The sequence below is a fragment of the Citrobacter sp. XY323 genome (genome assembly GCF_025106035.1).
Lineage (GTDB): Bacteria > Pseudomonadota > Gammaproteobacteria > Enterobacterales > Enterobacteriaceae > Citrobacter > Citrobacter braakii.
In genome coordinates this window covers 1-20,257 of record NZ_JANYUK010000024.1, presented here as the reverse complement: position 1 = coordinate 20,257, position 20,257 = coordinate 1, and the positions used below count along the sequence as shown (strand labels likewise).

Annotated in this window: 35 protein-coding genes; 29 read left to right on the top strand and 6 right to left on the bottom strand. The window is 50.0% G+C overall.

Annotation, left to right across the window (positions count from 1 at the left end):
• The first annotated feature begins 11 nt into the window (after positions 1-11).
• The 23 genes from rplP (at position 12) to arfA (ending at position 10,746) form a co-directional block, all read left to right on the top strand.
• A complete protein-coding gene (gene rplP, locus N0B36_RS23715) occupies positions 12-422 on the top strand; it encodes a 50S ribosomal protein L16 (protein ID WP_000941212.1) in 411 nt (136 codons plus the stop codon).
• Positions 422-613: a 50S ribosomal protein L29 gene (gene rpmC, locus N0B36_RS23710; RefSeq protein ID WP_000644742.1), complete on the top strand. Its 192-nt coding sequence runs from the start codon at positions 422-424 to the stop codon at positions 611-613. Before rplP ends, rpmC begins: the two co-directional genes overlap by 1 nt.
• Entirely contained in the window at positions 613-867 is a 255-nt protein-coding gene (gene rpsQ, locus N0B36_RS23705) for a 30S ribosomal protein S17 (protein WP_003031120.1), read from the top strand. Before rpmC ends, rpsQ begins: the two co-directional genes overlap by 1 nt.
• Before the next feature lie 163 nt (positions 868-1,030).
• Entirely contained in the window at positions 1,031-1,402 is a 372-nt protein-coding gene (gene rplN, locus N0B36_RS23700) for a 50S ribosomal protein L14 (RefSeq protein ID WP_000613954.1), read from the top strand.
• Positions 1,403-1,412: 10 nt separating this feature from the next.
• Positions 1,413-1,727, top strand: coding sequence for a 50S ribosomal protein L24 (gene rplX / locus N0B36_RS23695; RefSeq protein WP_003031122.1), 315 nt, complete (start codon positions 1,413-1,415; stop codon positions 1,725-1,727).
• Between the two features lie 14 nt (positions 1,728-1,741).
• Positions 1,742-2,281: a 50S ribosomal protein L5 gene (gene rplE, locus N0B36_RS23690; protein WP_003031123.1), complete on the top strand. Its 540-nt coding sequence runs from the start codon at positions 1,742-1,744 to the stop codon at positions 2,279-2,281.
• Between the two features lie 14 nt (positions 2,282-2,295).
• Entirely contained in the window at positions 2,296-2,601 is a 306-nt protein-coding gene (gene rpsN, locus N0B36_RS23685) for a 30S ribosomal protein S14 (protein WP_003031125.1), read from the top strand.
• Between the two features lie 30 nt (positions 2,602-2,631).
• Positions 2,632-3,024: a 30S ribosomal protein S8 gene (rpsH, locus tag N0B36_RS23680; RefSeq protein WP_003031127.1), complete on the top strand. Its 393-nt coding sequence runs from the start codon at positions 2,632-2,634 to the stop codon at positions 3,022-3,024.
• 12 nt (positions 3,025-3,036) lie between these two features.
• On the top strand, positions 3,037-3,570 hold the full coding sequence (rplF, locus tag N0B36_RS23675; RefSeq protein ID WP_003031129.1) for a 50S ribosomal protein L6: 534 nt from the start codon (positions 3,037-3,039) through the stop codon (positions 3,568-3,570).
• 9 nt (positions 3,571-3,579) lie between these two features.
• Positions 3,580-3,933: a 50S ribosomal protein L18 gene (gene rplR, locus N0B36_RS23670; protein ID WP_000358960.1), complete on the top strand. Its 354-nt coding sequence runs from the start codon at positions 3,580-3,582 to the stop codon at positions 3,931-3,933.
• 14 nt (positions 3,934-3,947) lie between these two features.
• Complete coding sequence (rpsE, locus tag N0B36_RS23665; protein WP_003031131.1) at positions 3,948-4,451, top strand: 30S ribosomal protein S5; 504 nt, start codon at positions 3,948-3,950, stop codon at positions 4,449-4,451.
• A gap of 3 nt (positions 4,452-4,454) precedes the next feature.
• Entirely contained in the window at positions 4,455-4,634 is a 180-nt protein-coding gene (gene rpmD, locus N0B36_RS23660) for a 50S ribosomal protein L30 (protein WP_137379340.1), read from the top strand.
• Between the two features lie 3 nt (positions 4,635-4,637).
• Complete coding sequence (rplO, locus tag N0B36_RS23655; RefSeq protein WP_003031132.1) at positions 4,638-5,072, top strand: 50S ribosomal protein L15; 435 nt, start codon at positions 4,638-4,640, stop codon at positions 5,070-5,072.
• Positions 5,073-5,079: 7 nt separating this feature from the next.
• Positions 5,080-6,411 (top strand): preprotein translocase subunit SecY, encoded by a 1,332-nt coding sequence (gene secY, locus N0B36_RS23650; RefSeq protein ID WP_001118864.1) that lies wholly within the window; start codon positions 5,080-5,082, stop codon positions 6,409-6,411.
• A 30-nt stretch (positions 6,412-6,441) separates the two neighbouring features.
• Positions 6,442-6,558 (top strand): 50S ribosomal protein L36, encoded by a 117-nt coding sequence (gene rpmJ / locus N0B36_RS23645; RefSeq protein ID WP_000868187.1) that lies wholly within the window; start codon positions 6,442-6,444, stop codon positions 6,556-6,558.
• Positions 6,559-6,704: 146 nt separating this feature from the next.
• Positions 6,705-7,061: a 30S ribosomal protein S13 gene (gene rpsM / locus N0B36_RS23640; RefSeq protein ID WP_003031135.1), complete on the top strand. Its 357-nt coding sequence runs from the start codon at positions 6,705-6,707 to the stop codon at positions 7,059-7,061.
• Between the two features lie 16 nt (positions 7,062-7,077).
• Positions 7,078-7,467 (top strand): 30S ribosomal protein S11, encoded by a 390-nt coding sequence (gene rpsK / locus N0B36_RS23635; protein ID WP_003031137.1) that lies wholly within the window; start codon positions 7,078-7,080, stop codon positions 7,465-7,467.
• Positions 7,468-7,500: 33 nt separating this feature from the next.
• Positions 7,501-8,121 (top strand): 30S ribosomal protein S4, encoded by a 621-nt coding sequence (rpsD, locus tag N0B36_RS23630; RefSeq protein ID WP_003031138.1) that lies wholly within the window; start codon positions 7,501-7,503, stop codon positions 8,119-8,121.
• Between the two features lie 25 nt (positions 8,122-8,146).
• Positions 8,147-9,136, top strand: coding sequence for a DNA-directed RNA polymerase subunit alpha (locus N0B36_RS23625; protein WP_003031139.1), 990 nt, complete (start codon positions 8,147-8,149; stop codon positions 9,134-9,136).
• A 40-nt stretch (positions 9,137-9,176) separates the two neighbouring features.
• Positions 9,177-9,560: a 50S ribosomal protein L17 gene (gene rplQ, locus N0B36_RS23620; RefSeq protein WP_001216370.1), complete on the top strand. Its 384-nt coding sequence runs from the start codon at positions 9,177-9,179 to the stop codon at positions 9,558-9,560.
• Positions 9,561-9,666: 106 nt separating this feature from the next.
• Complete coding sequence (locus N0B36_RS23615) at positions 9,667-10,035, top strand: DUF1992 domain-containing protein (RefSeq protein ID WP_049281757.1); 369 nt, start codon at positions 9,667-9,669, stop codon at positions 10,033-10,035.
• Between the two features lie 10 nt (positions 10,036-10,045).
• A complete protein-coding gene (gene zntR / locus N0B36_RS23610; RefSeq protein WP_016154744.1) occupies positions 10,046-10,471 on the top strand; it encodes a Zn(2+)-responsive transcriptional regulator in 426 nt (141 codons plus the stop codon).
• A 56-nt stretch (positions 10,472-10,527) separates the two neighbouring features.
• Positions 10,528-10,746, top strand: a complete 219-nt coding sequence (gene arfA / locus N0B36_RS23605; protein WP_259689366.1) for an alternative ribosome-rescue factor ArfA — start codon at positions 10,528-10,530, stop codon at positions 10,744-10,746.
• On the opposite strand, the gene mscL is transcribed toward arfA, so the two are convergent.
• The 5 genes from mscL to def all read right to left on the bottom strand — a co-directional run bounded on the left by mscL (position 10,743) and on the right by def (position 15,508).
• Positions 10,743-11,156, bottom strand: a complete 414-nt coding sequence (gene mscL, locus N0B36_RS23600) for a large-conductance mechanosensitive channel protein MscL (protein ID WP_259689365.1) — start codon at positions 11,154-11,156, stop codon at positions 10,743-10,745. The two genes, arfA and mscL, sit on opposite strands and share 4 nt — an antisense overlap.
• A 141-nt stretch (positions 11,157-11,297) precedes the next feature.
• Positions 11,298-12,674 carry a Trk system potassium transporter TrkA gene (gene trkA / locus N0B36_RS23595; protein WP_003031153.1) on the bottom strand — a complete coding sequence of 459 codons (1,377 nt, stop codon included), beginning with the start codon at positions 12,672-12,674 and terminating at the stop codon, positions 11,298-11,300.
• Positions 12,675-12,695: 21 nt separating this feature from the next.
• Complete coding sequence (gene rsmB, locus N0B36_RS23590) at positions 12,696-13,985, bottom strand: 16S rRNA (cytosine(967)-C(5))-methyltransferase RsmB (protein WP_049281754.1); 1,290 nt, start codon at positions 13,983-13,985, stop codon at positions 12,696-12,698.
• A gap of 51 nt (positions 13,986-14,036) precedes the next feature.
• The gene (fmt, locus tag N0B36_RS23585; RefSeq protein WP_047501513.1) at positions 14,037-14,984 is read right to left on the bottom strand and encodes a methionyl-tRNA formyltransferase; all 948 of its coding nucleotides are present in this window, start codon (positions 14,982-14,984) and stop codon (positions 14,037-14,039) included.
• A 14-nt stretch (positions 14,985-14,998) separates the two neighbouring features.
• Complete coding sequence (gene def / locus N0B36_RS23580) at positions 14,999-15,508, bottom strand: peptide deformylase (protein ID WP_003031159.1); 510 nt, start codon at positions 15,506-15,508, stop codon at positions 14,999-15,001.
• A gap of 129 nt (positions 15,509-15,637) precedes the next feature.
• Between def and dprA the strand changes: the two genes are divergently transcribed.
• From dprA to N0B36_RS23550, 6 genes are read left to right on the top strand one after another with little or no spacing between them, the layout of a single operon-like run.
• The gene (gene dprA / locus N0B36_RS23575; protein ID WP_259689362.1) at positions 15,638-16,762 is read left to right on the top strand and encodes a DNA-protecting protein DprA; all 1,125 of its coding nucleotides are present in this window, start codon (positions 15,638-15,640) and stop codon (positions 16,760-16,762) included.
• Entirely contained in the window at positions 16,734-17,207 is a 474-nt protein-coding gene (gene smg / locus N0B36_RS23570; RefSeq protein ID WP_003031162.1) for a DUF494 family protein Smg, read from the top strand. The genes dprA and smg overlap by 29 nt, the downstream gene beginning before the upstream one ends.
• A 26-nt stretch (positions 17,208-17,233) precedes the next feature.
• A complete protein-coding gene (locus tag N0B36_RS23565; RefSeq protein WP_016154737.1) occupies positions 17,234-17,776 on the top strand; it encodes a type I DNA topoisomerase in 543 nt (180 codons plus the stop codon).
• 4 nt (positions 17,777-17,780) lie between these two features.
• Complete coding sequence (tsaC, locus tag N0B36_RS23560; RefSeq protein WP_259689360.1) at positions 17,781-18,353, top strand: L-threonylcarbamoyladenylate synthase type 1 TsaC; 573 nt, start codon at positions 17,781-17,783, stop codon at positions 18,351-18,353.
• A gap of 1 nt (position 18,354) precedes the next feature.
• Positions 18,355-19,176, top strand: a complete 822-nt coding sequence (gene aroE, locus N0B36_RS23555) for a shikimate dehydrogenase (protein WP_016154735.1) — start codon at positions 18,355-18,357, stop codon at positions 19,174-19,176.
• A complete protein-coding gene (locus N0B36_RS23550) occupies positions 19,173-19,430 on the top strand; it encodes a DUF1488 domain-containing protein (RefSeq protein WP_101701259.1) in 258 nt (85 codons plus the stop codon). The genes aroE and N0B36_RS23550 overlap by 4 nt, the downstream gene beginning before the upstream one ends.
• Here the strand turns inward: N0B36_RS23550 and N0B36_RS23545 are convergent.
• Positions 19,406-19,960, bottom strand: coding sequence for a gamma carbonic anhydrase family protein (locus tag N0B36_RS23545; RefSeq protein WP_101701260.1), 555 nt, complete (start codon positions 19,958-19,960; stop codon positions 19,406-19,408). The two genes, N0B36_RS23550 and N0B36_RS23545, sit on opposite strands and share 25 nt — an antisense overlap.
• Positions 19,961-20,257 lie beyond the last annotated feature (297 nt).

The window sequence follows — 20,257 nt, the reverse complement described above, 5'->3', positions numbered from 1 at the left end:
GAGCGTCGCTGATGTTACAACCAAAGCGTACAAAATTCCGTAAAATGCACAAAGGCCGTAACCGCGGTCTGGCGCAGGGTACGGATGTTAGCTTCGGCAGCTTCGGTCTGAAAGCTGTTGGCCGTGGTCGTCTGACTGCCCGTCAGATCGAAGCAGCACGTCGTGCTATGACCCGTGCAGTTAAGCGTCAAGGTAAGATCTGGATCCGTGTATTCCCGGACAAACCGATCACTGAAAAGCCGCTGGCAGTGCGTATGGGTAAAGGTAAAGGTAACGTGGAGTATTGGGTTGCCTTGATTCAGCCGGGTAAAGTCCTGTATGAAATGGACGGCGTACCGGAAGAGCTGGCCCGTGAAGCATTCAAGCTGGCAGCAGCGAAACTGCCGATTAAAACCACCTTTGTAACTAAGACGGTGATGTAATGAAAGCAAAAGAGCTGCGTGAGAAGAGTGTTGAAGAGCTGAACACCGAGCTGCTGAATCTGCTGCGTGAGCAGTTCAACCTGCGTATGCAGGCTGCAAGTGGCCAGCTGCAACAGTCTCACCTGTTGAAGCAAGTGCGTCGTGATGTCGCACGCGTTAAGACTTTACTGACTGAGAAGGCGGGTGCGTAATGACCGATAAAATCCGTACTCTGCAAGGTCGCGTTGTTAGCGATAAAATGGAGAAATCCATCGTTGTTGCTATCGAACGTTTTGTGAAACACCCGATCTACGGTAAATTCATTAAGCGTACGACCAAACTGCACGTACATGACGAGAACAACGAATGCGGTACTGGTGACGTGGTTGAAATCCGCGAATGCCGTCCGCTGTCCAAGACTAAGTCCTGGACGCTGGTTCGCGTTGTAGAGAAAGCCGTTCTGTAATACAGTAGGCATTCTCAACGAATAAACGGCTCAGCGATGAGCCGTTTATTTTTTCTACCCATATCGTTGAAGCGGTGTTATAATGCCGCGCCCCCGATATGGGGCTTTTTTAACGACCTGATTTTCGGGTCTCAGTAGTAGTTGACATTAGCGGAGCACTAAAATGATCCAAGAACAGACTATGCTGAACGTCGCCGACAACTCCGGTGCACGTCGCGTAATGTGTATCAAGGTTCTGGGTGGCTCGCACCGTCGCTACGCAGGCGTCGGCGATATCATCAAGATCACCATCAAGGAAGCAATTCCGCGTGGTAAGGTCAAAAAAGGTGATGTGCTGAAGGCGGTAGTGGTGCGCACCAAGAAGGGTGTTCGTCGCCCGGACGGTTCTGTCATTCGCTTCGATGGTAATGCATGCGTTATTTTAAACAATAACAGCGAGCAACCTATCGGTACGCGTATTTTTGGGCCGGTAACTCGTGAACTTCGTAACGAGAAGTTCATGAAAATTATCTCTCTGGCACCAGAAGTACTCTAAGGAGCGAATCATGGCAGCGAAGATCCGTCGTGATGACGAAGTTATCGTGTTAACCGGTAAAGATAAAGGTAAACGCGGTAAAGTTAAGAATGTCCTGTCTTCCGGCAAGGTCATTGTTGAAGGTATCAACCTGGTTAAGAAACATCAGAAGCCGGTTCCGGCCCTGAACCAACCAGGCGGCATTGTAGAGAAAGAAGCAGCTATTCAGATCTCTAACCTTGCTATCTTCAACGCGGCAACCGGCAAGGCTGACCGTGTAGGCTTTAGATTCGAAGACGGCAAAAAAGTCCGTTTCTTTAAATCTAACAGCGAAACTATCAAGTAATTTGGAGTAGTACGATGGCGAAACTGCATGATTACTACAAAGACGAAGTAGTCGCTAAACTCATGACTGAGTTTAACTACAATTCTGTCATGCAAGTCCCTCGGGTCGAGAAGATCACCCTGAACATGGGTGTTGGTGAAGCGATCGCTGACAAGAAACTGCTGGATAACGCAGCAGCTGACCTGACAGCAATCTCCGGTCAAAAACCGCTGATCACCAAAGCACGCAAATCAGTTGCAGGCTTCAAAATCCGTCAGGGCTATCCGATCGGCTGTAAAGTAACTCTGCGTGGCGAACGCATGTGGGAGTTCTTTGAGCGCCTGATCACTATTGCTGTTCCACGTATCCGTGACTTCCGTGGCTTGTCCGCTAAGTCTTTCGACGGTCGTGGTAACTACAGCATGGGTGTCCGTGAGCAGATCATCTTCCCAGAAATCGACTACGATAAAGTCGACCGCGTGCGTGGTTTGGATATTACCATTACCACTACTGCGAAATCTGATGAAGAAGGCCGTGCTCTGCTGGCTGCCTTTGACTTCCCGTTCCGCAAGTAAGGTAGGGTTACTGAATGGCTAAGCAATCAATGAAAGCACGCGAAGTAAAGCGCGTAGCTTTAGCTGATAAGTACTTCGCAAAACGCGCTGAACTGAAAGCTATTATCTCTGATGTGAACGCGACCGACGAAGATCGTTGGAACGCAGTTCTCAAGCTGCAGTCTCTGCCGCGTGATTCCAGCCCGTCCCGTCAGCGTAACCGCTGCCGTCAAACAGGTCGTCCGCATGGCTATGTGGGCAAGTTCGGGTTGAGCCGTATCAAACTGCGTGAAGCCGCTATGCGCGGTGAAGTACCAGGCTTGAAAAAGGCTAGCTGGTAATTACCAATTGAATCACGGGAGTAAAGACAGATGAGCATGCAAGATCCGATCGCGGATATGCTGACCCGTATCCGTAACGGTCAGGCCGCGAATAAAGCTGCGGTCACCATGCCTTCCTCCAAGCTGAAAGTGGCAATTGCCAACGTGCTGAAGGAAGAAGGTTTTATTGAAGATTTTAAAGTTGAAGGCGACACCAAGCCGGAACTGGAACTTACTCTTAAGTATTTCCAGGGTAAAGCTGTTGTAGAAAGCATTCAGCGTGTCAGTCGCCCAGGTCTGCGCATTTATAAGCGTAAAGACGAGCTGCCGAAAGTTATGGCTGGCATGGGTATCGCAGTTGTTTCTACCTCTAAAGGTGTTATGACTGATCGTGCAGCGCGCCAGGCTGGTCTTGGTGGCGAAATTATCTGCTACGTAGCCTAATCGGAGGAAAAAATGTCTCGTGTTGCTAAAGCACCGGTCGTTATTCCTGCCGGCGTTGATGTAAAAATCAACGGTCAGGTTATTACGATCAAAGGTAAAAACGGCGAGCTGACTCGTACTCTCAACGATGCTGTTGCAGTAAATCATGCAGATAATGCACTGACCTTCGGTCCGCGTGATGGTTACGCAGATGGATGGGCTCAGGCTGGTACCGCGCGTGCCCTGCTGAATGCAATGGTTGTCGGTGTTACCGAAGGCTTCACTAAGAAGCTACAGCTGGTTGGTGTAGGTTATCGTGCAGCGGTTAAAGGGAATGTAGTAAACCTGGCTTTAGGTTTCTCTCACCCTGTTGACCATCAGCTGCCTGCGGGTATTACTGCAGAATGTCCGTCTCAGACTGAAATCGTGCTGAAAGGCGCTGATAAACAGCTGATCGGTCAGGTTGCAGCAGATCTGCGCGCCTACCGTCGTCCTGAGCCTTATAAAGGCAAGGGTGTTCGTTACGCCGACGAAGTCGTGCGTACCAAAGAGGCTAAGAAGAAGTAAGGTAACACTATGGATAAGAAATCTGCTCGTATCCGTCGTGCGACCCGCGCACGCCGCAAGCTCCAGGAGCTGGGCGCAACTCGCCTGGTGGTACATCGTACCCCGCGTCATATTTACGCACAGGTAATTGCACCGAACGGTTCTGAAGTTCTGGTAGCTGCTTCTACTGTAGAAAAAGCTATCGCTGAACAATTGAAGTACACCGGTAACAAAGACGCTGCTGCAGCTGTAGGTAAAGCTGTTGCTGAACGCGCTCTGGAAAAAGGCATCAAAGATGTTTCTTTTGACCGTTCCGGGTTCCAATATCATGGTCGTGTCCAGGCACTGGCAGATGCTGCCCGTGAAGCTGGCCTTCAGTTCTAAGGTAGAGGTGTAAGATGGCTCACATCGAAAAACAAGCTGGCGAACTGCAGGAAAAGCTGATCGCGGTTAACCGCGTATCTAAAACCGTTAAAGGTGGTCGTATTTTCTCCTTCACAGCTCTGACTGTAGTTGGTGATGGTAACGGTCGCGTTGGTTTTGGTTACGGTAAAGCGCGTGAAGTTCCAGCAGCGATCCAGAAAGCGATGGAAAAAGCCCGTCGCAATATGATTAACGTCGCGCTGAACCACGGCACCCTGCAGCACCCGGTTAAGGGTACTCACACGGGTTCTCGTGTATTCATGCAGCCGGCTTCCGAAGGTACCGGTATCATCGCCGGTGGTGCAATGCGCGCCGTTCTGGAAGTCGCTGGAGTTCGTAACGTTCTGGCTAAAGCGTATGGTTCTACTAACCCGATTAACGTGGTTCGTGCAACTATCGATGGCCTGGAAAATATGAAATCTCCGGAAATGGTCGCTGCCAAGCGTGGTAAATCCGTTGAAGAAATTCTGGGGAAATAAACCATGGCAAAGACTATTAAAATTACTCAAACCCGCAGTGCAATCGGTCGTCTGCCGAAACATAAGGCAACGCTGCTTGGCCTGGGTCTGCGTCGTATTGGTCACACCGTAGAGCGCGAGGATACTCCTGCTGTTCGTGGTATGATCAACGCGGTTTCCTTCATGGTTAAAGTTGAGGAGTAAGAGATGCGTTTAAATACTCTGTCTCCGGCCGAAGGCTCTAAAAAAGCGGCTCGCCGCCTGGGTCGTGGTATCGGTTCTGGCCTCGGTAAAACCGGTGGTCGTGGTCACAAAGGTCAGAAGTCTCGTTCTGGCGGTGGCGTACGTCGCGGTTTCGAGGGTGGTCAGATGCCTCTGTACCGTCGTCTGCCGAAATTCGGCTTCACTTCACGTAAAGCAGCGATTACAGCCGAAGTTCGTCTGTCTGACCTGGCTAAAGTTGAAGGCGGTGTTGTAGACCTGAACACGCTGAAAGCAGCTAACATTATCGGTATCCAGATCGAGTTCGCGAAAGTGATTCTGGCTGGTGAAGTCACTACTCCGGTAACTGTTCGTGGCCTGCGTGTTACTAAAGGCGCTCGTGCTGCTATCGAAGCTGCTGGCGGTAAAATCGAGGAATAAGTAGCAGATGGCTAAACAACCGGGATTAGATTTTCAAAGTGCCAAAGGTGGCTTAGGCGAGCTGAAACGCAGACTGCTGTTTGTAATCGGCGCGCTGATTGTGTTCCGTATTGGCTCTTTCATTCCGATCCCTGGTATTGATGCCGCTGTACTTGCCAAACTGCTTGAGCAACAGCGAGGCACCATCATTGAAATGTTTAACATGTTCTCTGGTGGTGCTCTCAGCCGTGCTTCTATCTTTGCTCTGGGGATCATGCCGTATATTTCGGCGTCGATTATTATCCAGCTGCTGACGGTGGTTCATCCAACGCTGGCAGAAATTAAGAAAGAAGGGGAGTCTGGTCGTCGTAAGATCAGCCAGTACACCCGCTACGGTACTCTGGTGCTGGCAATATTCCAGTCGATCGGTATTGCTACCGGTCTGCCGAATATGCCTGGTATGCAGGGCCTGGTAATGAATCCAGGCTTTGCATTCTATTTCACCGCTGTTGTAAGTCTGGTTACAGGGACGATGTTCCTGATGTGGTTGGGCGAACAGATTACTGAACGTGGTATCGGCAACGGTATCTCAATCATTATCTTCGCCGGTATTGTCGCGGGACTCCCGCCAGCCATTGCCCATACTATCGAGCAAGCGCGTCAAGGCGACCTGCACTTCCTCGTGTTGCTGTTGGTTGCAGTATTAGTATTTGCAGTGACGTTCTTTGTTGTATTTGTTGAGCGTGGTCAACGCCGCATTGTGGTAAACTACGCGAAACGTCAGCAAGGTCGTCGTGTCTATGCTGCACAGAGCACACATTTACCGCTGAAAGTGAATATGGCGGGGGTAATCCCGGCAATCTTCGCTTCCAGTATTATTCTGTTCCCAGCGACCATCGCGTCATGGTTCGGGGGCGGGACTGGTTGGAACTGGCTGACAACAATTTCGCTGTATTTGCAGCCTGGGCAACCGCTTTATGTGTTACTCTATGCGTCTGCAATCATATTCTTCTGTTTCTTCTACACGGCGTTGGTTTTCAACCCGCGTGAAACAGCAGATAACCTGAAGAAGTCCGGTGCATTTGTACCAGGAATTCGTCCGGGAGAGCAAACGGCGAAGTATATCGATAAAGTAATGACCCGCCTGACTCTGGTTGGTGCGCTCTACATTACCTTTATCTGCCTGATCCCGGAGTTCATGCGTGATGCAATGAAAGTACCGTTCTACTTCGGTGGGACCTCACTGCTTATCGTTGTTGTCGTGATTATGGACTTTATGGCTCAAGTGCAAACTCTGATGATGTCAAGTCAGTACGAGTCTGCATTGAAGAAGGCGAATCTGAAAGGCTACGGCCGTTAACAGTCGCCCGAGAAGTTACGGAGAGTAAAAATGAAAGTTCGTGCTTCCGTCAAGAAATTATGCCGTAACTGCAAAATCGTTAAGCGTGATGGTGTCATCCGTGTGATTTGCAGTGCCGAGCCGAAGCATAAACAGCGCCAAGGCTGATTTATTCGCATATTTTTCTTGCAAAGTTGGGTTGAGCTGGCTAGATTAGCCAGCCAATCTTTTGTATGTCTGTGCGTTTCCATTTGAGTATCCTGAAAACGGGCTTTTCAGCATGGTGCGTACATATTAAATAGTAGGAGTGCATAGTGGCCCGTATAGCAGGCATTAACATTCCTGATCAGAAACATGCTGTGATCGCATTAACTTCGATCTACGGCGTCGGCAAGACCCGTTCTAAAGCCATTCTGGCTGCCGCGGGTATCGCTGAAGATGTTAAGATCAGTGAGCTGTCTGAAGAACAAATCGACACGCTGCGTGACGAAGTTGCCAAATTTGTCGTTGAAGGTGATCTGCGCCGTGAAGTTAGCATGAGCATCAAGCGCCTTATGGACCTTGGTTGCTATCGCGGTTTGCGTCATCGTCGTGGTCTCCCGGTTCGCGGTCAGCGTACCAAGACCAACGCACGTACCCGTAAGGGTCCGCGCAAACCGATCAAGAAATAATCGGGGTGATTGAATAATGGCAAAGGCACCAATTCGTGCACGTAAACGTGTAAGAAAACAAGTCTCTGACGGCGTGGCTCATATCCATGCTTCTTTTAACAACACCATCGTTACCATTACTGATCGTCAGGGTAACGCACTGGGTTGGGCAACAGCCGGTGGTTCCGGTTTCCGTGGTTCTCGCAAATCCACTCCGTTTGCAGCTCAGGTTGCAGCAGAGCGTTGCGCTGAAGCCGTAAAAGAATACGGTATCAAGAATCTGGAAGTTATGGTCAAAGGACCGGGTCCAGGTCGCGAATCTACTGTTCGTGCTCTGAACGCCGCTGGTTTCCGCATCACTAATATTACTGATGTGACTCCGATCCCTCATAACGGTTGTCGTCCGCCGAAAAAACGTCGCGTATAACGCTGTCGTTTCTAGGATTGTTGGAGAAAGAAAATGGCAAGATATTTGGGTCCTAAGCTCAAGCTGAGCCGTCGTGAGGGCACTGACTTATTCCTTAAGTCTGGCGTTCGCGCGATCGATACCAAGTGTAAAATTGAACAAGCTCCTGGCCAGCACGGTGCGCGTAAACCGCGTCTGTCTGACTATGGTGTGCAGTTGCGTGAAAAGCAAAAAGTTCGCCGTATCTACGGTGTGCTGGAGCGTCAGTTCCGTAACTACTACAAAGAAGCAGCACGTCTGAAAGGCAACACCGGTGAAAACCTGTTGGGTCTGCTGGAAGGTCGTCTGGACAACGTTGTATACCGTATGGGCTTCGGTGCCACTCGTGCAGAAGCACGTCAGCTGGTCAGCCATAAAGCAATTATGGTAAACGGTCGTGTTGTTAACATCGCTTCTTATCAGGTTAGTCCGAATGACGTTGTTAGCATTCGTGAGAAAGCGAAGAAGCAGTCTCGCGTGAAAGCCGCTCTGGAGCTGGCTGAGCAGCGTGAAAAGCCAACCTGGCTGGAAGTTGATGCTGGCAAGATGGAAGGTACGTTCAAGCGTAAGCCGGAGCGTTCTGATCTGTCTGCGGACATTAACGAACACCTGATCGTCGAGCTTTACTCCAAGTAAAGCTTAGTACCAAAGAGAGGACACAATGCAGGGTTCTGTGACAGAGTTTCTAAAACCGCGCCTGGTAGATATCGAGCAAGTGAGTTCGACGCACGCCAAGGTGACCCTTGAGCCTTTAGAGCGTGGCTTTGGCCATACTTTGGGTAACGCACTGCGCCGTATTCTGCTCTCATCGATGCCGGGTTGCGCGGTGACCGAGGTTGAGATTGATGGTGTACTACATGAGTACAGCACCAAAGAAGGCGTTCAGGAAGATATCCTGGAAATCCTGCTCAACCTGAAAGGGCTGGCGGTGAGAGTTCAGGGTAAAGATGACGTTATTCTTACCTTGAATAAATCTGGCATTGGCCCTGTGACTGCAGCCGACATTACCCATGATGGTGATGTCGAAATCGTCAAGCCACAGCACGTGATCTGCCACCTGACCGATGAGAATGCATCTATTAGCATGCGTATCAAAGTTCAGCGCGGTCGTGGTTATGTGCCGGCTTCTACCCGAATTCATTCGGAAGAAGATGAGCGCCCAATCGGCCGTCTGCTGGTCGACGCATGCTACAGCCCTGTAGAGCGTATTGCCTACAATGTTGAAGCAGCGCGTGTAGAACAGCGTACCGACCTGGACAAGCTGGTCATCGAAATGGAAACCAACGGCACAATCGATCCTGAAGAGGCGATTCGTCGTGCGGCAACCATTCTGGCTGAACAACTTGAAGCTTTCGTTGACTTACGTGATGTACGTCAGCCGGAAGTTAAAGAAGAGAAACCAGAATTCGATCCGATCCTGCTGCGCCCTGTTGACGATCTGGAATTGACTGTCCGCTCTGCTAACTGCCTCAAAGCAGAAGCTATCCACTATATCGGTGATCTGGTACAGCGTACTGAGGTTGAGCTTCTTAAGACGCCTAACCTTGGTAAAAAATCTCTTACTGAGATTAAAGACGTGCTGGCTTCCCGTGGACTGTCTCTGGGCATGCGCCTGGAAAACTGGCCACCGGCAAGCATCGCTGACGAGTAACCGGATCACAGGTTAAGGTTTTACTGAGAAGGATAAGGTCATGCGCCATCGTAAGAGTGGTCGTCAACTGAACCGCAACAGCAGCCATCGCCAGGCTATGTTCCGCAATATGGCAGGTTCACTGGTTCGTCATGAAATCATCAAGACGACTCTGCCGAAAGCGAAAGAGCTGCGTCGCGTAGTTGAGCCGCTGATTACTCTTGCCAAGACTGATAGCGTAGCTAATCGTCGTCTGGCATTCGCCCGCACTCGTGATAACGAGATCGTGGCAAAACTGTTTAACGAACTGGGCCCGCGTTTCGCGAGCCGCGCCGGTGGTTACACTCGCATTCTGAAGTGTGGCTTCCGTGCAGGCGACAACGCGCCGATGGCATACATCGAGCTGGTTGATCGTTCAGAGAAAACAGAAGCTGCTGCAGAGTAATCTGTAGTAACGTAAAAAAACCCGCCTCGGCGGGTTTTTTTATATCCGTCATATCCCCTCTTACCTACAATATCTGTACTCTTTTTGTTCATCACTGGAGTGTTGTATGTGGTTACTGGACCAGTGGGCAGAGCGCCATATTATTGATGCACAGTCTAAAGGTGAGTTTGATGGTTTGCCTGGTACAGGAGAACCGTTGGTTCTTGACGATGATTCCCACATTCCGCCTGAACTTCGAGCCGGATTCCGTTTATTAAAAAATGCGGGATGTCTTCCTCCTGAGCTTGAGCAGCGCAGAGAGGCAATACAGCTGCTTGAAATACTTGCAGGGATCCGCAAAGATGATCCCCATTATCAGGAAGTGAGTCGAAGACTGTCACTACTGGAACTGAAACTTCGGCAGGCTGGACTCAGCACCGAGTTTTTACACGGTGAATACGCAGATAAGCTGCTACAGAAGATCAACGACGAATAGCGGAGATAGCATGTACCGTATTGGTGAATTAGCGAAACTGGCTGACGTGACGCCTGATACTATCCGCTACTATGAAAAGCAGCAGATGATGGAACATGAAATACGTACAGAAGGCGGGTTTCGTCTCTATACGGAAAGCGATCTTCAGCGTCTAAAGTTTATTCGCTATGCCCGTCAGCTTGGTTTCACTCTGGAATCGATCCGCGAACTGCTTTCGATCCGCATCGATCCCGAACACCATACCTGCCAGGAATCAAAAGGGATCGTCCAGGAAAGATTGCAGGAAGTGGAAGCGAGAATAGCTGAGCTTCAGGCGATGCAACGGTCGCTGCAGCGATTGAATGACGCGTGTTGTGGCAAGGCACACAGCAGCGTGTACTGCTCTATCCTTGAAGCACTTGAGCAAGGCGCCAGTGGATCACCATCAGGCTGTTGATTTATTGAACGGTCAGGTCTACACTCGCGGCGTAAATTACGACAACCGGAGGTATTATGAGTCGTTATCAGCACACTAAAGGGCAGATAAAAGATAACGCCATTGAGGCGCTTCTACATGACCCACTGTTCAGGCAGCGCGTTGAGAAAAATAAGAAAGGGAAAGGAAGTTATCTACGTAAAGGTAAACATGGTAATCGGGGTAACTGGGAGGCCAGTGGCAAGAAAGTCATTCACTTTCTTACCACTGGCCTTCTTGTTTCAGTGAGTGCTTAAGAGCGGTTATTCTGTTCTTTCAGCAGGTCACGAATTTCACTCAGCAATACTTCTTCTTTCGATGGCGCCGGCGGTGCTGCTGGCTCTTCCGCTTTTTTACGGTTCAGTTTGTTGATCAGCTTGATTGCCATAAAGATAGCAAACGCAACAATAACGAAATCAAAGATATTCTGAATAAATACACCGTAATGCATAACGACTGCAGGGATATCTCCCTGTGGATCACGTAGTGTTAAAGCAAACTGTTTAAAATCAATTCCACCAATTAACAACCCCAGCGGCGGCATGATGATATCGGCAACCAGTGATGAAACAATCTTCCCAAATGCCGCACCAATAATGACACCCACTGCCAAATCGACAACATTCCCGCGCATCGCGAATTCACGAAATTCTTTAATAATGCTCATCTTATTCTCCCTATGCAGCTGACGTTTATAAGTTTAACAAATGTTTAGGCAATTTCCATTTATGTATTGCCTAAATAGAAATTTATTAAACCATGAAAAATAAAGGGAAATAATTTAGGCGCAGTTTCAGCGCCCAAATTATTACAGGAAGAACGGACTTGGCTGGAATAGTCGCTCGACGTCGGTAATAAACTTTTTATCTGTCAGGAACATAATTACGTGATCGCCCTGTTCAATACGCAGGTTATCATTGGCAATCATCACATCGTTACCACGCACAACGGCGCCAATAATGGTTCCTGGTGGAAGTTTAATTTCATCAATTGAGCGACCCACAACCCGTGACGTCGTTTCATCACCGTGTGCAACGGCTTCAATGGCTTCCGCGACGCCACGGCGCAGTGAAGATACACCAACAATATCCGCTTTACGCACATGACTGAGCAGCGCAGAGATGGTTGCCTGCTGCGGTGAAATCGCAATATCGATCACGCTGCCTTGCACCAGATCGACGTATGCTCTGCGTTGGATCAACACCATCACTTTCTTGGCGCCCATCCGTTTGGCAAGCATCGCCGACATGATATTCGCTTCATCATCGTTGGTTACCGCAATGAACAGATCAACCTGATCGATATGTTCTTCCGCCAGCAGCTCTTGATCCGAGGCATCACCAAAAAAGACGATCGTATTTTGCAGTTTCTCTGCAAGCTCGGATGCGCGCTGTTGATTACGTTCAATCAGTTTGACGCTGTAATCTTTTTCCAGCCGCCGTGCCAGCCCGGCGCCAATATTACCGCCGCCCACTAACATAATGCGTTTGTAAGGCTTTTCCAGACGCTGTAATTCGCTCATTACGGCGCGAATATGCTGCGAGGCCGCGATGAAGAAAACTTCATCACCCGCTTCAACAATGGTAGAACCTTGCGGACGGATCGGTCGGTCATGACGGAAAATCGCCGCAACGCGGGTATCGATGTGTGGCATGTGCTCACGCATTGTCGACAGCGCATTACCAATCAGCGGCCCACCGTAATAGGCTTTCACCACGGCCAGGCTGACTTTTCCTTCGGCAAAATTCACTACCTGCAATGCGCCCGGATATTCAATCAGGCGATAAATGCTATCGATAACCAGTTGCTCAGGCGCAATCAGGTGATCGATAGGCACCGCATCAGATTGAAATAGCTTGTCCGCATCACGAACGTAATCCGGTGAACGAATACGAGCGATGCGATTAGGCGTGTTAAACAGTGAATAAGCTACCTGGCAGGCAACCATATTTGTTTCATCTGAGCTGGTTACGGCAACCAGCATATCGGCATCGTCAGCACCGGCTTCACGTAGAACGCGGGGATGCGAACCATGCCCTTGCACGACACGGAGATCAAACTTGTCCTGCAGGCTACGCAGGCGCTCACCATTGGTATCGACTACCGTGATATCGTTGTTCTCTCCGACCAGGTTTTCAGCCAGCGTACCGCCAACTTGCCCTGCGCCCAGAATGATAATTTTCATCAGTCGCGACCCGTTATCTCATCACTTTTTGATTAGCTTAGCGTAAAAGAAACCATCACCATCTTCCGCACTCGGTAAATTCTGACGTCCAGGTTTTTCCGGCGTACCAGTGACGCTTAATACCGCATCTGGCGTGCGCGCAAGGAAGGCGGCAATTTGCTGTTGGTTTTCTTCTGGCAGGATAGAGCAGGTTGCATAAACCAGCGTGCCGCCAGGTTTAAGATGTGGCCAGGTTGCATTCAGGATTTCAGCCTGCAACTGGGCAAGTTCAGCAATATCCCGGTCGCGACGTAGCCATTTGATATCCGGATGGCGACGGATCACTCCGGTGGCAGAACACGGAGCGTCCAGCAAAATACGGTCAAACTGTTGTTCACCGCACCACTGCTGTGGATAGCGGCCATCACCCTGTTTTACGGTTGCCTTCATACCCAGACGTTTTAGATTGTCGAAAACGCGCGATAAGCGTTTTTCATCAACATCGACAGCCATTACGTTAGCGTGCGGAGCAACTTCCAGAATGTGAGTGGTTTTGCCCCCCGGCGCACAGCATAGGTCGAGGATCTGTTCACCGTCCTCCGGCAACAGATAGTTTATGCATCCTTGAGCGGAAGCATCCTGGACGGTTACCCAGCCTTCATCAAAACCTGGAAGGGCGTGCACAGGAGCTGGCGTTTCCAGACGCACTGCATCCGGGTAATCTGGATGCGGGAAACCGGTTAATCCCGCTTCGGTCAGCAGGTCCAGCCAGGCATCGCGCGTATGATGGTTACGATTGACACGTAACCACATCGGCGGTCGCTGGTTATTGGCTTCAAGAATGGCTTCCCACTGCTGCGGATAAGCGGTCTTAATACGTTTCACCAGCCAGGAGGGGTGTAAGAAACGTAAATCGCTTTGAGAGAATTCAGCCTGCAGCTCTTCCTGGCGGCGCTGAAACTGGCGCAGCACGCCGTTGATCAGCCCTTTAAGCTGCGGACGCTTAATAACGACTGCGCCTTCTACGGTCTCTGCCAAAGCAGCATGTGGTGGAATACGAGTATGCAGCAGTTGGTAGAAGCCCACCATGATCAGATAGTGAACAGTGCGCTGTTTGCCCGTCATTGGACGTTCCATCAACTGCTGGATCATCCACTCCAGTTGGGAGAGTGTACGCAACACGCCGAAGCAAAGCTCCTGCAACAGTGCTTTGTCTTTATCGGCAACTTTTTGCTGCATGGCGGGCAGCACGTTGCTTAATGATTGTCCCTTTTCGACAACCTGTTCGACGGCCTGGGCCGCCATACTGCGTAAATTAAGATGTTTTTTCATAAGCGCAAAAATAAAAATGCCCGGAGATACCGGGCTTAAAGAGATGAACCGTCATACCAGACGGTTACCGGGTACAAACCATTCCCGGCGCGAATTAAGCAGATCCTGCGCGCTCATGGCTTTTTTACCGGCAGGTTGCAAAGAGACGAGATTCAGGATGCCGTCGCCCGTTGCGACCTGGATACCCTGTTTTGTCGCCTCAAGAATAGTGCCTGGTGCGGCCTGTGTGTTCGCTGTAATAACCGTAGCTTGCCAGACTTTCACTGGCTGGCCGTCGATTTCAAGCCAGCTCATTGGCCACGGGTTAAAGGCGCGGATACAGCGTTCCAACTGAGCGGCTGAAAGCGACCAGTCGATACGGGCCTCTTCTTTGCTGAGTTTTTCTGCATGCGTAACCAGTGATTCATCTTGAACAACAGGTTTTATCGTGCCAGCAGCCAGCTGTTTTAGCGTTTCAATCAGCCCCTGAGGTCCTAAATCTGCCAGCTTATCGTATAACGAACCGCTGGTATCTTCTGCAGTTATCGGGCAGGACAGCTTAAGCAACATATCACCGGTGTCGAGGCCAACATCCATCTGCATGATGGTCACACCAGTTTCGGCGTCGCCTGCCCACAGTGAGCGCTGGATTGGGGCTGCGCCACGCCAGCGTGGAAGCAGGGAACCGTGAACGTTGATACAACCCAGACGCGGCATTTCCAGTACGGCTTTTGGCAGTATCAGGCCATATGCTACCACTACCATCACGTCTGCGCGTAAATCAGCAACCAGCTGCTGGTTTTCCTGAGGACGAAGAGAGACGGGTTGGAAAACCGGTATCCCTTTTTCTTCCGCCAGCACTTTTACCGGGCTGGGCATCAGCTTTTTACCGCGTCCCGCCGGACGGTCCGGTTGGGTAAACACGCCAACGACGTTATGTCCAGAAGACAACAGCGCGTCGAGATGACGCGCTGCAAAGTCAGGTGTACCCGCAAAAATAATACGTAGTGAGTCTGACACGTTGATTCTTGTCCTTAAGCTCGGGCGTTCAGGCGGTCGAGTTTTTCAACTTTCTGACGAATGCGTTGTTGCTTCAACGGAGACAGATAATCGATAAACAGTTTACCGACCAGGTGATCCATTTCATGTTGAATGCAGATAGCCAGCAGGCCATCGGCTTCCAGTTCAAAAGATTTGCCGTTGCGATCGAGCGCACGAATTTTTACTTTCTCTGCGCGCGGTACTAACGCACGCTGTTCGGGAATAGACAGGCAGCCTTCTTCAATACCTGTTTCGCCGTCTTTTTCCAGCAGCTCTGGGTTAATGAGTACCAACTGCTCGTCGCGATTTTCAGAGACATCAATAACAATGATGCGCTGATGAATATCGACCTGAGTTGCTGCCAGACCGATACCTTCTTCGGCGTACATCGTTTCGAACATATCATCAACGATACGCTGAATTTCTGCATTCACTTCTTCGACCGGTTTTGCGACTTTGCGAAGGCGCTCGTCCGGAATATGTAACACTTGCAAAACTGACATAGTTATCCAGAGTTGTGTTCAGGAGTTGAAAAGATTATTACCTCTATTCTAGACAAAACCCCCTCTGATTGACAGCATCAGTGACCAATCGCAAAGATTGCCAGGACTGCTTGTGGCGGGGGAACAGGGATGACCAAAATCGAAATTTGGCTACGTTTAGCACAAGTGAATGAACTGTATGGTGATGAGATGGTGCGCGTTGCCCACTGGCTCAATACTCAGACGTGTATTAACAACGTGGTACTTCATCATGCTGGGCTCTCCCCCCGCCAGGCCCGGCGCTTTTTAACCTTTCCAGATCAGACGCTGGAAAAAACGCTGCGCTGGCTTGAACAGCCCAATCACCATTTTGTGGTTGCCGACAGCGAGCATTATCCGGCACAGCTCCGTGCAATTGAGGATTATCCTGGGGTGCTTTTTGTGGCAGGAAATCCCATATGCCTTAGCTCGTTTCAGGTTGCCGTCGTCGGTAGCCGACAGCACTCCTGGTATGGCGAACGCTGGGGGCGGTTGTTTTGTGAAAAGCTTGCAGCATGCGGCGTGACGATCACCAGCGGCCTGGCCCGGGGGATTGATGGTGTGGCGCACAATGCTGCGATAAACCGAGAGGGCACGAGTATTGCGGTGCTGGGAAATGGGCTTGAGACCATTCATCCACGACAGCATGTCCGTCTGGCTAAACGACTGATTGAGGCTGGAGGCGCACTGGTGTCTGAGTTCCCATTAGATACGCTTCCTTTGCCGCGCAATTTTCCCCGACGAAATCGCATTATTAGTGGTCTAAGTAAAGGAGTCCTGGTTGTAGAAGCTGCTCAGCGTAGCGGGTCACTGGTCACTGCGCGTTGCGCACTGGAACAAGGGCGGGAGGTTTTTGCGTTGCCTGGACCGATTGGAAGTCCGGGAAGTGAAGGTCCACATTGGCTTATTCAGCAGGGAGCCACGCTTGTGACGGCCCCAGAAGAAATTCTGGAAAATTTGCAATATGGGCTGCAATGGTTGCCAGATGAACCTGAAAAATCAATTTATTCGCCAGATCACGAAGAGGTGGCATTGCCATTTCCGGAGCTCCTGGCTAACGTAGGAGATGAGGTAACACCTGTTGACGTCGTCGCTGAACGTGCCGGCCAACCTGTGCCAGAGGTAGTGGCTCAACTGCTCGAACTGGAGTTAGCAGGATGGATCGCAGCTGTACCCGGCGGCTATGTCCGATTGAGGAGGGCATGCCATGTTCGACGTACTAATGTATTTGTTTGAGACATATATCCATAACGAAGCTGAGCTGCGTGTGGATCAGGACAAACTGGAACGGGATCTTACCGACGCTGGTTTTGATCGTGAAGACATCTACAACGCGTTACTTTGGCTGGAAAAGCTTGCTGATTATCAGGATGGTCTTGCCGAACCTATGCAGCTGGCATCTGATCCTCTTTCTATACGTATTTATACCGCAGAAGAGTGCGATCGACTGGATGCAAGCTGTAGAGGGTTCCTGCTATTCCTGGAACAGATTCAGGTGCTAAACCTCGAAACACGAGAAATGGTCATTGAGCGCGTACTCGCGCTGGATACGGCAGAGTTCGATCTGGAAGACCTGAAGTGGGTGATCCTGATGGTGCTTTTCAATATTCCTGGTTGTGAAAATGCCTATCAGCAAATGGAAGAATTACTCTTTGAAGTGAATGAAGGTATGCTGCATTAATCAATCTTCATTCAGTATGAGTTGTTATGGCTAAATCAGCACTGTTTACGGTGCGTAAAAACGAGCCCTGCCCACAATGCGGGGCTGAACTGGTTATTCGTTCCGGGAAACACGGTCCGTTTCTCGGTTGTTCACACTATCCAGAATGCGATTACATCCGTCCGCTGAAATCTTCCGCGGACGGACATATTGTCAAAGTTCTGGAGGGTAAGCTTTGTCCTGCATGTGGCGCCGAGCTGGTGCTGAGACAGGGAAGATTCGGGATGTTTATTGGATGCAGCGATTATCCAACGTGTGAACACACCGAACTTATCGACAAGCCAGATGAAACAGCAATAGTCTGTCCTCAATGCCAGACTGGCCACCTGGTTCAGCGGCGTTCCCGTTATGGCAAAACGTTTTACTCCTGCGATCGCTATCCGGAGTGCCAGTTTGTCATTAACTTCAAACCGTTAGCCGGAGAGTGTCCTGAGTGCCATTATCCGCTACTCATCGAAAAGAAAACCGCGCAGGGTGTGAAGCATTTCTGTGCCAGTAAACAATGTGGAAAGCCGTTCTCGGCGGAATAAAAAAGTGAATAATAACCTGCCCACAGGCCCTATCGCTGCTGCGATAGCGGTTCTGAAACAAGAAAAAGTCATCGCCTATCCAACAGAAGCTGTATTTGGTGTCGGCTGCGATCCCGACAGCGAAACGGCTGTTACCCGTCTGTTGGAGCTAAAACAACGCCCAGTCGATAAAGGCTTAATTTTGATTGCGGCAAATTTTGACCAGCTCAAGCCCTATATTGACGATAGCACGCTTACTGATGCTCAACGTGAGGCTGTGTTCGCTCGCTGGCCTGGTCCTGTCACCTTCGTTTTCCCTGCGCCTGTGACTACGCCTCGTTGGTTGACCGGTCGTTTTGACTCGCTGGCCGTGCGAGTCACCGATCATCCGCTGGTGGTTGCATTGTGCCAGGCTTATGGCAAACCGTTAGTCTCCACCAGTGCTAATTTGAGTGGCTTACCGCCTTGCAGAACGGTAGAGGAAGTCCGCGCGCAGTTTGGTACAGACTTTCCCGTAGTTGAAGGGCAGACCGGAGGGCGTTTGAATCCTTCGGAGATCCGTGATGCTCTGACCGGTGAACAGTTTCGACAGGGGTAATATGAAAGAAGCCTATGCTGTTTTTGGTAATCCGATAGCGCACAGTAAATCGCCCTTTATTCATCAGCAATTTGCAGAGCAGTTGAAAATTGATCATTCCTATGGACGTGTACTGGCACCTATCAATGATTTTGTGAATACGCTGAATGCCTTTTTTGCTGAGGGTGGGAAGGGGGCAAATGTCACTGTGCCTTTTAAAGAAGAGGCGTTTGCGCGTGCCGATGAATTAACGGAGCGGGCATCGCTTGCTGGAGCGGTCAACACTCTTAAACGACTTGAGGATGGGCGTTTACTGGGAGATAACACGGATGGTATCGGCTTATTAAGCGATCTTGAACGTTTATCTTTCATTCGCCCCGGATCACGAGTTCTGTTGATTGGTGCCGGTGGCGCATCCCGTGGGGTTTTATTACCTCTTCTTTCTCTGGATTGTGCGGTAACCATCGTTAACCGTACTGCTTCGCGCGCAGAAGAACTGGCACAAATCTTCTCCCATACCGGCAGTGTGCAGGCGGTGGGAATGGACGAGCTTGATAATTACAGTTTTGATTTAATTATTAATGCGACATCCAGCGGAATTAGCGGTGAGGTACCAGCCATTCCGACATCGCTTATTCACTCCTCTGTCTATTGCTATGACATGTTTTATCAGCAAGGGAATACACCGTTCCTTTCCTGGTGTGCTGAACATGGGGCGAAACAGTATGCCGATGGTCTGGGGATGCTGGTGGGACAAGCAGCGCACGCCGTTTTACTCTGGCATGGTGTATTGCCACAGATTGAGCCCGTCATCAAAAGCATGCAACAGGAAATGTCGGCATGAATCAGGCGATCCAGTTTCCCGATCGAGAAGAATGGCGGACGGATATTAGCGCCGTTGTTTTCCCGGCGTTGGTCCATGGTATGCAGTTAACATGCGCTATATCAGGGGAGACGTTGGCGTCCCGCTTTGGCGGCTGCACGCCTGAACAATGGCTGGAAACCTTTCAACAGCATCGCTGGGACCTGGAAGAAGAGGCCGAAGCATTGATCCAGGACCAGCAGGAAAACTCTCAGGGTTGGGTTTGGTTACTCTGATTTAAATACTCATCTTTCCATTTAACGTAGTTGTTAGCAGAGTATTTTAAGCCTACTTTCTCTTCGTCACTTAATGGCCGGATCTGTTTAACCGGACTACCCAGGTACAGATATCCACTCTCCAGGCGTTTGTTTTGCGGCACCAGGCTTCCTGCCCCAATCATAACGTCGTCTTCTACCACTACGCCGTCCAGTAAAATTGATCCCATACCGACCAATACGCGGTTGCCAATGATGCAGCCGTGTAGCATGACTTTATGACCGACCGTCACATCCTCACCCACGATCAATGGATTACCTTGCGGATTAGATGTGGATTTATGTGTGACATGGAGAACGCTGCCGTCCTGAATGTTTGTACGGGCGCCGATTTGTACATAGTTGACGTCGCCACGAATCGCAACCAACGGCCAAATCCCGACGTCATCAGCCAAACGAGTATCACCAATGACGACGCTACTGGTGTCGATCATCACGCGTTTTCCGATCTGTGGGAAAAGATCCTTATAAGGACGTAATACATCAGACATGTTTACCTCAATGAAAATAGAGCAGTAATGAAGACTTTGGTTGGATTATTGAGACTGTGCAAGTGATTTAGCTATCAAAAATCAGCCAAATTGCGCAGGAATATAGCGAAAGGGGTGAAAAACAAGCACTCAGCAAAAAAGATCCAAAAAATACTTGTGCTAAAAAATGGGATCCCTATAATGCGCCTCCATCGACACGGCGGATGTGAATCACTTCACGCAAACAGCCGGTTCGGTTGAAGAGAAAAACCTGAAAATGAGGGTTGACTCTGAAAGAGGAAAGCGTAATATACGCCA